Annotated in this window: 6 protein-coding genes; 2 read left to right on the top strand and 4 right to left on the bottom strand. The window is 32.4% G+C overall.

The window, feature by feature from the left end; translation table 11 throughout:
* Positions 1–162 precede the first annotated feature (162 nt).
* On the top strand, positions 163–1,989 hold the full coding sequence (locus tag OQ292_RS23905; protein WP_284686899.1) for a transglutaminase-like domain-containing protein: 1,827 nt from the start codon (positions 163–165) through the stop codon (positions 1,987–1,989).
* A 1-nt stretch (position 1,990) separates the two neighbouring features.
* Positions 1,991–3,985: a DUF3858 domain-containing protein gene (locus OQ292_RS23900; RefSeq protein ID WP_284686898.1), complete on the top strand. Its 1,995-nt coding sequence runs from the start codon at positions 1,991–1,993 to the stop codon at positions 3,983–3,985.
* Positions 3,986–4,418: 433 nt separating this feature from the next.
* Here OQ292_RS23900 and OQ292_RS23895 read toward each other — a convergent pair whose 3' ends face one another.
* The 4 genes from OQ292_RS23895 to OQ292_RS23880 form a co-directional block, all read right to left on the bottom strand.
* The gene (locus OQ292_RS23895; protein WP_284686897.1) at positions 4,419–4,802 is read right to left on the bottom strand and encodes a hypothetical protein; all 384 of its coding nucleotides are present in this window, start codon (positions 4,800–4,802) and stop codon (positions 4,419–4,421) included.
* A gap of 140 nt (positions 4,803–4,942) precedes the next feature.
* Positions 4,943–12,109, bottom strand: coding sequence for a DUF8696 domain-containing protein (locus OQ292_RS23890; RefSeq protein WP_284686896.1), 7,167 nt, complete (start codon positions 12,107–12,109; stop codon positions 4,943–4,945).
* 42 nt (positions 12,110–12,151) lie between these two features.
* A complete protein-coding gene (locus OQ292_RS23885) occupies positions 12,152–15,979 on the bottom strand; it encodes an RHS repeat domain-containing protein (RefSeq protein WP_284686895.1) in 3,828 nt (1,275 codons plus the stop codon).
* 78 nt (positions 15,980–16,057) lie between these two features.
* Entirely contained in the window at positions 16,058–18,160 is a 2,103-nt protein-coding gene (locus OQ292_RS23880) for a hypothetical protein (RefSeq protein ID WP_284686894.1), read from the bottom strand.
* Between the last annotated feature and the right edge of the window lie 18 nt (positions 18,161–18,178).

The raw sequence follows: 18,178 nt of genomic DNA, 5'->3' as shown, positions 1-18,178 counted from the left end.
CATATGTTTGACAATCCTGATAAGATTTAAAATATATATTTTATAAAAATAATTCTTAATTAGTATTAAAATAATGCAGATTTAACTTACTATAGTTACACTAACTATATTTGTATACGTTTTTTTATAGTAAGAATCAGATTATATTAACTAATTAAACTAGTGAAAAACTTCTATTATAAATTACTACTTCTTTTAATTCTTCCCCTAATCCAAATAAAATTAGTTGCACAGGATTTTATTATTGATACAAAATCTGAAGAAATCCAAATAAATAAAGACACTTCATATACAAAGCATATTAGTGTTATTTTAGAAATGAATGAAAGTGTTACTGCATTTCCTATATTTTATGATAGTGAGCTTGAAGAAATAACAGATTTAAAGGTTTTTATTAAAAAGGGTAAACGGTTTAAACTAGATAAAAATCCGATTATCAGTGATGATGATGTTAAGATTGATTATTTAACTAGTAAAAAAGTAAAGTCAATAGTTATTCCACCACAAGTTCAGGTTAAAATAGACTATAAAGTAAACTGTCCAGAATTAATGTATTTTTCGTCACTCCCATTTTTTACATATAATGATGCAGATACTTTAAGCTATAATCTAACCATTCCTGAATCATTTCATTTCGCATATAATATTTTGTATAGAGATTCTCTTCACTATTTATCTATAGACTCCCTTAAAGATTTGAAAGTAAAAAAATGGAATATTAAGGTGGTACCAATTAAGATTAAACCAGATCCTCTTATGTATTTTGGTATTTATAAAGATATTAAAGAACCTCTCATGAGAACGATAGTGGTACCAGCTACTTATATAGATAAGGAGAAGGAGTATATGAACGATTGGTACTTTAACAAAGTGAAAACTAGTAGAGGTTTAAGTTTATCAACTCAAAAAAAAATAGATGAACTAACAGATAATGTTTCTGATCCAATGAAAATTTTAGAAATATTATACGATTATGTTCAAACTAATTTTAAGTATGTAGCTATAGAGGTAGGTATGGGAGCATTTATACCATCGCATGCTAATGAAGTTTTCACTAATAAACATGGAGACTGTAAGGATTTATCAAACTTTCTATCAGAAGCACTAAATTATAAAGGAATTAAGAGTGATGTAGCATTAGCTGCAACATACAATCATATAACTGACTGTGACTTTCCTTCATTGGGATCAGCTAATCATGAAGTATGTGTAGCTTATATAAATGATCAACTCATTGTATTAGATCCGACAGATCCAATACATTTGCCCAATACACCCGTCCAAAGTTTACAAAATAGATCAATCTTAATTATTAACCCTGAGGGAGGAGAATTCTATAAAGTAAACTGTTTAAAACCGGAAGAAAATGAAATCAATTATGATATTGAACTAAATGTTGATTCTAAGCAAGCATTAATTGCAGGAAGATTTAAGGTTAATTATAATGGTATTACAAGTAATTTTTTGAGAAGAGAAATTGATGATTTAAGTGAAAACGAGATAAACTCTATAGGTGAAAAATTATATGAATCTATATTTGGAAATCAATTTGTTTCTAGTTTAAGAATAATAGACAACAAATATACTGTTGATGTTGATGGTGATTTATCTGTTCAAAGTAAGAGTTTTAATGATAAAGAAAACCTTTTTTTATTTATTGATTTTTTACCTAGAATTATTGAAAGTGAAAATAAAGAGTCAGTAGTACTTGGAACTCATTTAGGAAGTGTAATGGATAAAAAGGTAAAGCTAAAGCTTAAATTAGATATACCATTTAAACCCTTTGATGATATTGAGCACTCTTTTTCTAAAGATGGAATTTTCTTTAATTTAAAAATCACTAATCCTTCGGATTATATAATAGAATGTAACTATGAGTTTATACAAAATTATTTTATAGTTGAGAATTCAAATATTGATATAATAAATGAAGCATTAGAATCATACAAAAAAATAATAAATGAACCAATCATTCTTAAAACTAAATAGTGTGAAAAATATATTATTGTTTACGCTACTATCTTATAGTAATGTATTTGCATATAGTAATATATCAGATTCCACCTTCAACGATCTTTGTAGTTCATCAGATGCATATATGTTATATTCATATACTGATGTAATTTATACACAATCAATTTTTGGGTTTAGTAAAAAAACATTCGTTAGGAATAAACTTGTAATTAATAATAAGACTGGTGTTGAAAAACATGCTTTTTTTAATTTAAGTAAATATGTAGCCGATCGTATATACCAGCTTAGCATAAAGACACTCAAAGCAGATGGCACCACTTTAGAATTGGATTTAGATATTGTTAAAAATCATCAGTTTGATGGTGAAAAGTTTGAGTTATTTAACTATCCAATACCAGGAGTAGAACCTGGTGATACAATTGAGACTTTTTATGAGTATAGTGAGACTCTTAAATTGAGAGAGCTGAAAGATTTTGTTAGTTTATATGATAATGTACCGAGTTTTAACACTGAGTTTTCTATCAGAGTAAATCCAGGTCTTGCTATTAGATTTAAAGATTATAATGGTTTTCCTAATCCTCAAGTAGTAGCAAATGATACTCTAGTATATTGTTTATTTAAGATGGAAAACCTAGAAGGTGTATCTGAGTCTGAATATACATGTTTACCCTGTGAGTTACCCTATTTATACTATTCAGTAGATAAAGAAAATGCTGAGTTTAGAACTTGGAAAGACATATATAATGAAGAGTTTAACTTTGTTACACAACCTTTTTTACTAGACTTGGAAAAGTCTTCCTATTATAAAAAGTGGAAAAACAAAGTAATTGGTGAAGCAAAAGATAGTACTAAATATTACAAATTAGAATTATTACTTCAAGATATTTACAATAATATAGAAATTGAAGCTATGAATGAGGAAGAACTGATAAAATCTACAGGATACTTCCTTAAGCAAAAGCGTTTTGACCCAGTAAGCATTAAAAGATTATATCGCCAATTATTAGAGGATTTAGAAATTGAATATTTTGCAGTATTTGCCAGGAGTAAAAGATTGGGAGAAATAGATCCATTTTATATTAGACAAGGAGAGTACGATCATATCTTTTTTGCATTTAAAAATAGTAAAGGTAATTTAAGATTATTATATCCTCACGAACTGAATTATAAATATTTTATCGATGAAATACCGACTTCTTTGTATAATGTTGAAGCTGTCATTGTACAGCCTTTTATAGCTGAGAAACTAAGGAAGAGAGATAAATTTATTAGTTCAGATTTAAAAATGGCTGAAGTAGATTCAGTTACAATAGATGTTGTCAATTTACCAGGAATGAATACCAATGCCAACTATATAAAACAGGTTTTTTTTTGTGACATAGATGTAAAAAATAAGTTAGCTTCATTTAAATCAAATTTTGCAGTTTCAGGTGGACTATCCACCGATTTAAGGAGCTTTTTTAGTTTGTTAGAGAAAAACAAAGAAATGAATGATCTCTATGATGCATTAGCAGAGTTTGAAGACGATGAAACATCATTACAAATTGATACTTTATTAGATGCAGAATTAAATAGTAATTCGCCATTTAAATATAGTTTAGATGCTAAAGGGACACTTACAAAAAGTCTTACCTTTCTTAATGATAGTATAGTAAGTGTAACTTTTGATGAGTTAATACAACACAGTCAGGTTGAAAGTGATGTGGATTATACCAAATTAAATTATTATTTAGATTATAGTTACACCGATTTTTGTATGTTAATATTAAAATTTCCGTGTGAAATCGAATTAATAAGTTTTGAAGGTTATAAGAAAAGTGTTAAAAATGAAATTGGTGAGTATCTATTTGAGATTGAATTAATAAACAATAATCAATTGATTTTTAAGTCAAATTATAAGATTTTAGAGGATATAATTACTAAAAAGAGTTATACAAAACTGAAAGATTTAAATAATCTAGTAGAAGAGGTTAAGAATCTAAGATTACTACTTAAACTCAAAGATGTGTAAGGTGAGTTGATTTTCAGTGAAGTTTATTGGTTATAAGAAAATGTAAAATACTTTGGAGAAGTACTTAAAAGATTATCGGAGAGCGCTATTAACTTAACATAATGTAAATTATGGTTTTTTTGTAAACACTTGATTATCAATGTATTAATGCAGTATGCTCTCTTGAAGTATTCGAAACACTAAAGGCAAATATGGTGGAGCAAGAGTAATTACCCATATAGTTATAACAGAAGAAACCGTCTTACTCTCCTTCTACGATAAATCTGCCAAAGAAAGCATCTCAGATAAAGAGTTAGCTGAACTGCTTGATGATATAGATGAGTAGCATATTGATACCAAGATCAGCTTATACATAACAAAACCCCCAATATCTCTATAGATATTGGGGGAGTACATGCTGTGTAATGATAGATTACATTAGTCAACTCAAGTGCTATTTTATAATGGCACCATTATTATCAGGTGACAAACTATTGGAATAATAACTATAAATAGCACAGTTCTCACCTCTAAATTTAATTTCAGTAGGAGTACCTCTTTCATTTAATGGTAATTGTGTCTTAACTTTAAACTTATTAGTATCTAACTTAGACTCAATAATTTCAGCCCCATCTACAATAGCTTGCCAATCATAACCTTCATCATCCCAACATACATAAATACATTGCCCAAGCTTCGCAATTTTACTGATATCTAGTTTTACATAATTTGTATCTAGAATGTATTTGATTTCATCTCCATTGTAAATATATCTTGTATCTCCCTCAGTTCTAACAATTAAGCACTTTGTTGTATCAGGAGAATAAAAACGAATCAAATTTGGATTCGGCTTTTGATTTATATTGCATCCTATTAAAGGAGAAAACAGGATAATCAATATAATACATTGTTTTCTTCTTTCAAATACTCGTGTGTTCAACAATTGCATAATCAACTTCATAATTCTTTATTTATATATTACCGTCTACTTCCTCTTTTAATAGTGTCTTGACCTCTTAGTATTGTACCTATTCGAAATCCTTCCTTCTGAGCTAATTGGGTTACTGTTGCCTCTGTTTTAATGGAATAAGCCATATAAGATGTACCATGTCTATTACTAAAGTGTTTTTCTTTAGATTGAAAGGTTTCTAGTCCATCAAGTCCCAACCTACTTACACCCCATGCTAATCCATTTCTAGAAGCAACAATTCCCGCTGCAATATTTCCAAAATCTCTAGCTGAACCTATTTTTCCATCCTCATTAACACTACCTCTATACATATATTGCTTCTCTGTATTATCCTTAGGTCTTTTATTAATGTTTCTTCTTTTAAAGTCTAGTGGTTTATTTCTAGTCGCATTTGGCATATATTCAATTAAATTAAGATCAGGCTCAATAATTTCATCATCTAAGAAATCTTGCCCTTCAGTTGAATTGAGGTCTATCACAGCATCAACAACAGCTTCTTCATTTTCATCAAAGAATGAATGACTTGTTATTGATTCTCCTATACTGATACCTGTATTATATGCATTACCATCTTCATCATAAACAATGACATAGATATTTAGATCTTTATCATTTGCAACTCCACCCTTCACCACTTGATATGTGCCATCTTCTCTCATTTTTACATGAGTTGATAGCCCAGTTGGATCTGTTAAAAGTATTGGATTGTTCATAGTAAAATTATAAGAATTTAGATTGTAATCTAAATTAGAAAGCGGATCCACCATATGCCACCTTCCAATTTGAGCATCATACATTCTAGCCCCATAGTCCATCCAATTAAGCCCAAACTCTTCCTGTTTTTCTTTGCCATTGTATTGGTATTTATGATCAGGTATACCTTGTTTCTCGATGCCAGCTAAGTTCATCCCATAGGGATAATAGTGATTTTCTTGCACAATTCTGGCTGGAGTATAATTGACCTCTACATCATCAAACCAGACATCTATATCACTTTCATTGGCTACATATATTACTGCAGTACCTTCTTGTTCTATCGTAATTTCACTTGGGTTACCAAATGGTGCATTTAATGTAAACCAGTTTGTTTCGCCTGATTCTACAAATGTTACATAACCTTGTTCTGTTAGCTCGTTTCCTTCTGTATCATAAATCACTATTCTTAAATAAGCATAAGGTATGTCATCTTCTCCACTGCTTGAACCTACAGGGTTGAGTCCTAACAGATTATTTCCTATTGCGACTTGTTCACCTGAGTTTGCCAAATATTCTCCTGATGCATACACTGTCTGGTTGTAACTTTCACTGGTCTCATACCTAGCATAAGCTGAAGCAGATATTTTATCTCCTTTGTTTACCTGAATCACTTTTAATGGACCTACTGTGTTGCTACTCCCCCCAGAGACTAAATAACTAGCATTACTACTATTATAACCTCCATTTGTAGCATCTATAGTTTCTGTAATATTCTCAAATAAAGCTGATTCTGTTTCTACATTATCATACTCCAATGTAGCAGTATAAGTTATTTCTGTTCCTCCTCTTAGAGAAAGTCTTAAGTTACCCAAATGGTCTTTATAATGATATTCATACACAAATTCATCCTGAGTAGCATCTGTATCCAGTGCCTCAGCAGTTAACACCCTGCCTTCTTCTGTGTGGATAAATTGTAAGATATCATTCTCGTAAACCATGCCGCCAATATAGGTGGTTTTACTGGTAATTTCAGTACCTACGGCTATTTTTTCCAATTTTATCCCTGCAGCATCATAACTATAATACAATTCATTTCCTGTATCAAATACAATATGTTTTGGTAGATTTAAATGATTATATTCAATACTTGTGATACCTTTATTGTTATCTAAAATAAGGTTGCCGTTATCGTCATAGTCATAATCTGTACCTGAGATATCTTTAAAATCTCCATTTTTTGCATGATAATAGCTATCTGTATCATCGACTTGCATTAATTTATTACTGATACCACTTTGCTCATAGGTATATGTCAAGTTATCAATTAATCCATATTCTGTTAAGCTACCATCACTTTCATCATACTGAGGTCCATTTCTTTGTAAACTTAGAATATTACCATTTGCATCATAATCTATCAAGTCAACCGAATAATTTTCTTCTGAACCAGATGGTGCGATATAATTAGCTTGAACGAGGCGATTTATTTGATCATAACTGTAATCATATCCTCTAATTTCTTGATCACCACCAGTTTTCCATTCTATGGTTCCTATATTTCCATTATAAGCTTCATAACCAGTATTGGCATCATTGTAATAAAGTTTTTGCGCAAAAAGTTTTTCATCTGCTAAGTCTGTATCAGTTACATCATTGATGCCTGTTAACCAACCTCTGATGTTATAACTATAATCGATGTATTGAATCAAATCAGCATTTTCTGGAGCCATGGTTTTGGTGGCTAACTCACTCATTTCATTATATTCACTCTGAGATAAAACCTCCCATAAACCATCGTTTATCTTTTGTTCAGATTTAGTGATCCTGCCAGCATGATCCATCTCATATCTGTTAAGAATAGTCATCTCTGTATAGTTTTCGCCATTAGGATTTGTATGTTCCAAATAAGTAGCTCTTGATTTGCCTGCAAAATCATAATAAGTACTGAGCCTGTCTTTACCTCCTTCTTGGTTATCAGTTACGGTTTGTATCACCCTATCCCACTCATCATAAAAACTCACTGTAGTTAACCATTGGTCTGTTTCCAGTACCCTTACTACCGAACCTGTAAGCATCCCTTTTACATTCGATGTATTACTATGTCCTACTTTTTCTGCTGTACTCAAAGGCACATTTGCATCAGTAAATATATTATCTGTCTTAGATTCAAAAGATTGATCTGTAAAACTGTAATCATCATAGTAGCTAATGGTGAGTACATCATAATTTTCTGATGGAAAAATAGCTCCACTGCTGCTGGTATAACCTAGTTCATCTACTTCCGATGCAGTAGGTGCAACTATTTGAGCGATAAAAGTATCTCCATCTTCACCTGCTTTAAAGTTGAAGGGTGCTGTTAATGTAATTTGTTTAGAAGCATATAAATCTTGTGTATACTCATCTGTTGTTACCACTAATTTAGATGGATCAGAGGATACATCTACTACATTATCATCTCTTACTACATTGCTCACTCCTAATTCATCAACCTCATCCTGCAAATCACTTCTGCTATCACTACTATAATAAATACCAGTAACTGCTGGTCTACTAAATTTATCATACATGGTAAATAGCCACTCTTCATTTTCTTTTTGATTACCATCACGAGAGAGGACTAATCTATCTAATTGATCATAAACCATTTCTACAGGTTTAGCACCTGGTACTTGTTTTTGAATCATTCTTTGTCGAGCATCATAAGCATAACTAAAACATAATTCGTCAGCAATTGCTGTACTTATTATCCAACTGTTAGCTGTAACTGCTTCAACTGCTTTGGGAGGTAATACAAACCTTAGATTGCCAAAATCATCATAGATATAATAAGTATCTAAATATACCTCTTCACCACTTTCATCTGTTTCAAGATATACTCTTATTAAAACTACTTGTCCACTTTTATTTTTAAACTCTATGGTTTTACCATCTTCTTCATCTACTGTTTCTGTTACATAAAGCTCACCGGAATCATAAGTTTCACTGTCATTTAATGGTAATTCATCAAGATCAGTACCTATTTCCCATAACCTTACTGCATCAACATCTGTGTTTGTACGATAAGAGAATTTCACAGAGTGATCTCCAGAAGTAGTTCCTAATGTCGGTACCCAACTTTCTCCTGGGCCAGCTTGTCTTAATACTCTGTTCAATGGAGAGTTTTCATACTCAGTGTATGAAAATGGAAAGTCTGAATCAGCAACCTGATTGGAGTTATCACTATAAAAAGCTTTTTGTTCTGCAAACGAATCCATGCGAATATCTCCTGCAGTACTTCCTCCATCTGTTGTATAAGGTAAATAAGTAGTGTTTTCTCTGCCAAAATCATCATAGAATATGGGTTGAATAATATCAGGAATCACTCCGTTTTTCTCAACGCCTGCCATTTGAGCTACTTGTTGGATTGGTCTTCCTAAACCATCCAAGTATTGAGTAGCTGCCATCATTTCATCTGGTTGCTGATATTGATAAAGTGCATCATCATCATCCAGTATACTAGCTATATTTGTATTTTTAGTAGTCGCTGTTTGAAAGGTAAACGTTCTTACATAATTAAAATCTGTTTGTGTTGCATCATATGCAGTTGGTGTGGTGTGATCATGAATAACTACTACTTTGCTTAAAGGGCCCCAACAACCTGTGGTATTAGATCGGGCTCTTACATAATAGTAACCAGGTGCTGTTAGAGTTCTTGTTCCCTCAGAATGAGATGTATCTTCATAATCAGGCGTTTCTTCACTTTCAGGGTTATAATACTGCCAATAATAATCATACTCTGCATTTGCTTCATTATTTAAGCCAAGTGTATAATCTTGACTGGCTTGATTATATATTAAAGTAGGTGTCTCAGGTGTATATTGATTATCTTGTACTGTAATAGTAATATCTGATTCAGTGCTTTCACACTCAATATCATTTGTTACAGTAACTGAATATAAAGCAGTTGATAAAATAGATGTTATCGTATATTCTCCACTAGTTGTTTCTGCAATTAAATCCCCATCTTCATACCATAAATAACTACTGGCATTCGATGAGCTTGCGGTTAGGGTAACTTCACTTCCTAGACAAACAGTTGAATTACTTGCTGTTAAGCTAGGTGTTGTTATCTCAGGATAGACATTGATCGTAAATTCTTCAGAATATTTCTCTGAACAGGTATAAGTATCTAATTTAGCTCTAAAAATAGTTGTTTCAGTTAAGTTTGTGATAGTTGATCCTGTTATGGTATCCCACTCATCATCATCAGAATCATATTGTTCCCATGTTATTTCTCCTGTGTTATCTTCAACTACTAAGGTAATATTTTCACCATAGCATATATTTTCAGGTACTGAGGATGATACAGTGCCAGCACTTTCTGTATCATTATATATATCAATTAGTATTTCTGTTGTACTTTCAGTAAATCCACAATCTGAGCCCACTGAAACTTTTACATATAATGGAGCTAAAATCGTTGATGTATATTCATAAGTGCTTGCTCCATTTTTAGATTCTTCTCCCTGTTCCCAATTGATAGTTTCTCCTTCTTCTGTTCCAAACATCCAATTATAGGAATAACCACCGCCACCACCACTGGTGCCTTGGAGCGAGAGTGTTCCTGGTGCAGTTCCTAAGCAAACAGGGGAAATCGCACTAATAGTACCTGGTACTAAATCCTCTCCTACTACTATAGTAGTTAAATCTATTTCATCAGTATAAACCTCAGTCTCTCCAAGTTGAGACCATGCTCTTCGCTGTATTTTTTGGTAATTCTCAAATGGGAAATCTACTAATTCAGCTACATTTGTATCTATATCCTCTCCATCTCCTGTATATATATCCCAATTAGTTCCATTATATACCTCCCACTGATAAGATATGGTTCCTTTCCCTCCAGTGGCTGGCGTGCCGGTTATATCAATACTGCTTTCTCCATAACAAACTGAAGATGTTGTCTGAATACTACCTGGATCAAGTGCCTCATATACTGTAACTGTTATTTGATCACTATAGAATGTACCACAACTACTTGTTAGTTTTGTTCTGAAATTAGAGGTTTCAGTTAAGTTACTAATTGTTGCACTAGTACTCATCCATCCAACATCACTTGTAGATGAACAACCAGATGTACATTTTTGGTATGTGACAGTACCTGTATTTCCAGTTACTGTTAGGCTGATAGCTTCTCCTTGTGTAATTTCTAATTTTGAATTGGCCTCAGAGATATCCCCTGCACTTTCTGTGTACGTATTAATGACTATTTCATCTGTGCTTTCAGTAAAACCGCAATCTGATGTCACTTTTACTTTTACATATAATGGTTCTGAAATTGTCGAAGAATAGTTATAAGTGGTCCCACCACTTTGACTACTCCAATTCACTCCTTCGTCTGTACTAAACATCCAAACATAAGTATAACCACCCCCTCCACCACTGGTGCCTTGAAGCGTAAGTGTTCCTGGTGCAGTTCCTGAACAAATTGAAGTTTCTGCACTAATGCTACCTGCTGCTAAAGCCTCTCCTACTTCTATAGCAGTTAAATCTATTTCATTTGAATATTTATTAGTTTCTCCAAGTTGAGACCATGCTCTTCGTCTTATTTTTTGGTAATTCCCAAATGTAATATCTTCCAATTCATAGTCTATTTCTTCAACATCTTCTCCATCTCCAGTATATATATCCCAACTAGTTCCATTATACACCCACCAATCATAGGATATTGTACCATTTCCACCAGTAGCAGGTGAGCCAATTATATCAATACTAGTTACTCCATTACAAACTGAAGTCGAAGAGGCCTGAATAGTTCCAGCATCAAATTCTGGATAAACAGTAACTGTAATTTGATCGCTGTAAAAGGTACCACATGCATTGGTTAATACGCTTCTAAATTGAGTATCTTGAGTTAAGCTGCTTGATGTAGCTGTTGTCACATTATTGGAAGTAGTGGAGGTTAAATCACTCCAACCACTAGTTGTTTTTTGTTGAATTATAACAGCACTTGAGGCATTTGTGACTGTAAGTGTTGTACTCGAATTATAGGCCAATGTACTATTTCCTGCAGATATATCTCCTGGATCCGTTTGAGATGTATAGGTACTGGTTGCTGTTCCATCGATATTTCCGCCTGATTCTCCCTCACCTTCTCCTTCATCTCCTGCATTTCCCCCATTATAGACATATGTGTAATAAGCTACTAAGCTAGCATCTCCTTCATAATCTGAATCCCATGTAACTGTAACACTTAATCCAGAGCCACTAATTGTTCCGGCACTGACTGGTACTACAGCCCAAGATAAACTGAGGGTATAATCGCCATCAGTTTTATCTGTATCTTCATAAAAATAATAGGTCTGTGTGTCACCACATCCTTCAAGACTTGAAGGAGATATGGCATTTATTGTTTGCCCTACTGCTGTTGAATTATAAAAAATCAAACATAGATATAGCAGTAAGGAAAAGAATTGCTTCCTTTTTGAAGTTAGTTTAGTCATCTTTTTAGTTGGATTTACCCGTTAGATATCTTGAAATATTTTTTATTCTTCTTCAGAGGCATAGTGATATTCATATCTTTGTAAGACATTATTATCTTTGTCTTCTATTTGTTTTAACCTACCGAAATCATCATATTGGTAGTAGGTAGTTTTTCCATTCGGGTCTGTGGCTGAGGTCATACCGATTAATGGATCATAAGTGTAGGTGGTCATAAAAGCATCTGATGGGTATAGTCTTACTTCATCTATATATATATTTGATCCTCCTATACTTTTAGTATCAAAATTAGTAGATGTAACTATTATTTCTTCTTCATTATGTTCCCAATTACCTGAATTTGTTTTTGACCAGTAACTTAAAATATAATCTCCTTCTGTAGTTGGCAATGGTACTTCATAAGAACCTAGATAGCTCTTATTCCCTGTTTTAGCATAATCCTCTGTAGCATTACTTTCTTCTTCAAAACTGGTATGAAAAATTGTACAATATTCCGTTACTTTTTCAGAAGAACTTTCCAAACTAATTTCTAATTCTGAACCATCAACTAAACTAGCTTCATAGTTAAAATCATAAGTTCCAGCACTAAGTTCTATCTCCCAAGGAGTACTTGTGGTTGCACTAGACCCTGCTGTTAATCCATAAGATCTACTAGCATCAGTTGGACCTTCAATGTACAAAATAAAAACATTATCACTTTCTGTATTTCCCGGACTTCCTATATCTGACATTGTAATATTAATAGATATGGTTTGAGTTTCATTGATTATAAAAGTCCCATTACCAAAAAGTTCTTCAATATCATTAGTACTTTCTGTTATACTTGCTGAATGAGAGATTGCCTCAATTTCAGTGTTTTCCTCTACTGAATATTCTGCACCTACAACTTTTGCTATGGGTAAGGTTTTATTATATCTCCAAATATAGGATGTCGATATATCATTGTGTTTAGAAACACTTAATATATTGCCATAACTATCATAAGCATTAAACAGTAATTTGGTTTGATAATCTATTTCATTACCAAACTTTGTTTCAACTGATAATGGAGCTAATATATCATTAGCCCAAAGAGCATAATTTGTTTTTTGGGATTTAACATGTTCTGATTCAAGAGTTACTGTTTGCTCAATAACAGGAGAATAAATATGTTTTTCTTCTACCATTTCGCTATAAACATCTTCACTTAAAAAATCTTGGGGATATTTCATCTCTTTTTTTATTGTTTCCCCTTTACTGTTGATACTTTCAGTTGAAGTAATAACAGTAGAAGGTGTATTTTCATCTTCAATCCATCCATATTCAAAATATGTAGTTGATGAGATAGAATTCCCATAATCATCATAAGAGGTTTCTATGCTTTGGGTTAGTTTTTTAATTCCTGATTCTATAGGGTAATTAAAGTAGTAAAAATATATATCAATTGGTGGAAAATTGTCTGTTGTAAAAGTGTTAGGGCTGCCTGGAGGGATATATCCTACATAAAAACCATTATAACTATCTTCACGAAACATTTCATATTGATTTCTTTTACTCTTTACCATTACATAGTCGCCTAATTCTTTTTTATAGATATCCACACCAGCTTGATTCCATCTCTTCCACGATTTATCAATAAGTCTTTTTCCTACAGGATAATTATTAATATTTACATCATCTACATAATCATCCATTTCATATTCAAAATAGTAAGTTATTTTTCCATTTTCTCCTGTTTTATTTTTTTCATATTCTGTTACTTCAGTATATCCAAAATCAGTTAATAATTGTATTGGTTTATCCGAAAGATTATATGCATAATATGCAAAATGATACTCCCATTCACCATTAACAATTTGATAAGAATTACATTTTTTTGTATATGCATTTTCATCGAGCTTATATGTAAAATATCCAAATTTACCTAAACCATCTTCTCCTTCTCCATACTTATAAAGTTTACTATTTATACTTTTACCATTCTTGTCAAAATCTTCAATTTTTCTGATTCGTAATCCAGGGCCAAATTTTTCTTCTATTATTGTTTCATCTTCTGTCCATCTTAGGGTAATTTGTACTGTTGATTCTTTATCAGCATCATAATTAATATAGGCATTTAATTGTATTTCATCCCCTGGATCAGCTATATTAGTGATGGTTTGTATAAGCTCATCCTCTGTGGTTGCTGTAAATTTATCAGTATAATTTTGAGTAATATTTGTGAAAATGGCATATGGATTATCTATATCATTATGTAGAGGTAAAATTATATATAACTCAATATTTTCGGCTTCTTCTGGTATAGTAAATATGTTTTCTGAATATTCTTCTGAAGAATTATCATCATCACTACTTTTAAATGCACTTTCTGAATTCGTTGATTCCTTTATAGATGAAGTAGAATATCTATTTGGCTCGAATTCAAAATTAGTATATCCTCCAGTAGGATAATATATTTTTTCTAATATACATGCTTTTAAAGATGTTGTATCGACAGTTCTATCAGCAGTAGTTAGAGTATATTCCTTGTGAAATGGGCTAATTACAGATTGATTACTTTTGCTTTCTTTATCTGTATACAACAATGTTTCATTTTCATACTCTCCATTATAATATCCCCAAATATCTATTCCACAATTTTTCCTAGGAGGTAATAATTTTTCATTATACTCCATTTGATAAATTTTTATTTCGTCATCATTAGCATCCTGTTCTAAGACCTTCTCTAAGCGTAACCTGTATTCATCCTGTTCATAAGCATATGGATTGTACCCTTCCTCAGAATAAAAATAATCATGTTCAAATGTAAAAGTTTTGATGGGTGAGGTTTCACTTTCTCTATACACCATTATCATATCAAGTTTATCTGCATCTAATCGATCTGTACGACTACTTGATGAAAATTCTATTCGTCCATTAGGAAATAATATTTCCGTAAGGAATAACTCATCACTTGAGTTATAAGTCCTATTAGTAGTATTTGATTGTATTTCATCACACACAGGTTGATCAGCACTAACACATCCTCCATACACAGAAAAAGAATAGCTATAACTTCTTTGAATAGCTGCTCCTTGTCGAGTATATGAAAATTTAATAGAATGCTCTTTTGATTTATTGAAAGGTATAATTTCTGATAAATACCAGCTTGTGGTAGCCGTAAATTTATAATCAGGCACATAACTTCCATCATTTGTTGAATATGTGCCATAATAATTAGAAACTCCCTCATCTTGAAATATATACACATTCCCATCAACATCTGTAACTTGGAAATATGATTGATCTACAAATTCAAATTTCAGATCTTGAAAAGGGGTTAATATTGGGTTACCAGTTTCATCTAATACAAACTGACCAGAATATCCATTAAAATTAAATGTAAAATTGTCTGGTTCTATATCTTGACTTGCTAGATCTCTCAAGTTCATAGATTTTGCAAACCTATTCCAATAACTATCCTCTATTTCTGTTTCATCAGGGATTCCAAGTTCTAAAATGCCATCATCTCCTTCATCAGGAAGTACATTAACTTGCCTAGAAATAACTCCACCTGCATTAAGTGTCCAGCCTAATCCAATCCAACTTGCTATATCATTCAATTTAATTGATGAATGGTAACTAATATTTATTGGCAAAGTAAACTGTCCTGAAGTTACATTATATAATGGAATTGATATATTAGGTGTTCCTGTCCGATAACTCACTGGAGTTTTTCCATACTGTCCTAAAGCTGAAGCTTCTGGAGATGGAGGTATAATTCTTGGTTGCTCAATATAATCTACACCTTCCTCAACATTCCCTATTTCATCCTGTGCATTAACTCGTAAGATGAATAAATAGCTCAGTAAGCTAAATAATATTAGATGTTTATTTTTTATAAAAATTTTCATAATTGAACTTTAAACAACTTAATTAAGCTTTATCCATTTATTTTTTTATATTATAATATGATAGTAAGATCATATCATTCAAATCCCCAATCCCATTCGAATCACCCAAGGGTCATTCCTTAAAGATTGGTTGGCCTGCCAGGTTATATCTCTTAAGGCAGCTATATTTAATGTTGATTTTTTCCCTATTGGAAAGTTTACCCCTACTCCAGCTAAAAAAGCAGTATGCCACTCTCTTGGGACAGTTTCTTGGCTTTGGCCTTTTAAACTTTCTAGCTCAACTTGTCCATAAGGGTAACCTTTTCCCATTAATAATTTACTCGTCATTCTTGCTCCATATATGGTTTGAGAGTTATCATTGTCTTTATCGTATTGATAGTGAAATACTGGACCTGCTCCTATAGTCCACCAATCTTTTAAATAGTAAGTTAACTGAGGAGATAAATCTACTACTGAAGGACTTGCAAGTGAGATACTCATGGTTCCTTCTAGCTTAAAAATATCTCCTATCAGATAGTTGGTCTCTTGCTTTTTATCTGGCATTGTTTTACCTGACCTGATCTTATATTCAGGTTTTGCTAGTTTCGAACTAAAAGTAGTTTGCACTACCCATGGACTATTATAAGTCGCTGTTTTACCCTGATAGGTCAAATTACGAAGTACAGTAAGTCCAAAACTGGCTTTTTTTGATATGCTAAATTGATAACCTGTGCCTAATAGTAAGGCATGTTCCCAATAAGATTTGCTTACTGTAACATCACCGGGTACTGCTAAATCTGTAGGTACATGAATACCATTATACTCTATTTGAGCATAAGGCAGCAATGGTTTTGGTTGATATCTAAAATACAACTTACCTCCATATTGTTCATTATTTCGGTGAGCCATATCCAAGCTATCTTGTTCAAATTGATAAATTAACCCAATTCCTAAACTATACACCGAATCTATTGGAATATTCAGTGTCGGAGTAAAAGAAACCTTTGCTGGATCTCCTGTAGAGACAGACAGACTCCCTTCAAAATTTACTTTTTTAAGCACTTTTTGAAGAGAAGCAGTAAGTATTTGTGATAAATCTTGAATAGATGAAATACCTCCAGTCCCGCCGCTTCCTAACTGAGCATTGAACCCTAATCTTAAAGCCCAAGGGCTAGCTTGTAAAGCTGTATTTTTCCAGTTCAATTGTCGCATCATACTGATATCGATACTACCCATACTACCTACCTTCAAGTTATAACCTCCTCCAAATAGCAACCCAGCATTCCATTTTTTTGAATTAGTACTGTCAATACTACTGCTGATACCTGCATATTCAAACTGTAGATAGGGCAATATTGGAATAGATTTGTACCTGATGAATCCTTTAAAACCTAGATTGAGATCTGTATCCTTATCACCTGTTTGCTGGTTGTATTGAATACTAGGACCTGTACCTACATAAAAACCTCTGAGTGCTTCATACATGATTGTCGGAGAAACTGATAAACTCATCTCTTGCAAGCTAGTACTAGCTGTATCTGAGGTATTGGTCAAGATTTTATTACTACCTCCCATTTGAGAAGGCATTGAAAAATTCATTGTACCTCCTAATGTAATACGTTCTTTAAATGGTTTATTTGAAAAACGAGCAGTATCGCTTTTCCAAGAAAACAAATTACGCATCGATGACTTACCAAATGAAACTGGACTAATTATTCCCGCTCTTAATGACCAATCATCTTTAAAATTGATCTCTCCAGAAGTGATATTCTTTAAAGCAATCAAATTTAGCTTTACTTTTTTACCAATTGGTATAGGATATCCTAAGCCAATTAAACCACTAGATTGTGGTTTTCCAGTATTTTCAAGGCTATCATTCAAGTAGGAAACAGTGTATTCTACCTGTAAAAAAGGTAGTTTTTCTTTAGGTTGTAATCTTGAAAACAACCTGCCTCCATAATTATAAGTATTGTTACCTTCTACCTCATTTTGCGCCAAAGACAAACCTAAACCTAGTTGCCAATAAGGAAGTATTTGGTAGCCAATCTCAGGAGAAATAACTAATTGGCTAGATTCCCCTGAAGTGTATCCAAAACTTCCACCAAAATAAAATTTAGGTGTACTTTCTGAATCGCTCAGTTTGTTTTTAGCTTGTTCTGTTTCTACTGTTGAGTCTTGAGCCCAACTGTAAAAACATAGCAAGAGCAACCCTATTAATAA

The organism is Chondrinema litorale (genome assembly GCF_026250525.1).
Taxonomy (GTDB): Bacteria; Bacteroidota; Bacteroidia; order Cytophagales; family Flammeovirgaceae; genus Chondrinema; species Chondrinema litorale.
Note: the sequence above shows the minus strand (reverse complement) of the source record. Positions and strands in the feature narration are given on the sequence as shown.